The 500-nt window shown below is 48.8% G+C and carries 1 protein-coding gene; it reads right to left on the minus strand.

The features are described 5' to 3' along the window. Positions 1 to 290 precede the first annotated feature (290 nt). Positions 291 to 500 (minus strand): DUF3047 domain-containing protein (locus tag A3729_RS08600; protein WP_156497815.1); only part of this gene is annotated, 210 nt, incomplete at its 5' end.

Genomic DNA, 500 nt, shown 5'->3' on the forward strand with positions numbered 1-500 from the left:
CGGGCACCTAACACCGACGATGAAGATGAAGCGAGATGTTATTGAGTCGAGTTACAAGCCTCATTTGGATGATTGGTATGAAGCACGCCAAGCGGTTGTTTGGCATTAGGGTGCACTATCGTCATCCCGGTGTGCTCTTCAGCCGGGATCCATGATACCTAGCACGGCGCATCAAGCAAAATGGATTCCCGCTTAACACACTGCGGGAATGACGCGTCTTTAAGACTACGGGAATGGCGCGTTTTTAAGACTGCAGGATTTCAGCAACTTGACCATCCGTGAAATCCCTATCACCGTTCCGAAAAGAATATATCACCGTATTCAGCTTCGGCATTCGACCCGGAGTCATCGGCATCAGTCATAATCGCAATCGCCTCAACTTCGTCATAGGATTTGCCGAGCCAGGCTTTCAGATCTTCCTGAATATTTCGTTTTTCTATATGCCACTGCCCTGCGCCGTCGCTATTATTTCGTAAGGGTATCATCAGAGTGTTGTCAGG

It is taken from the genome of Oleiphilus sp. HI0043, assembly GCF_001634935.1.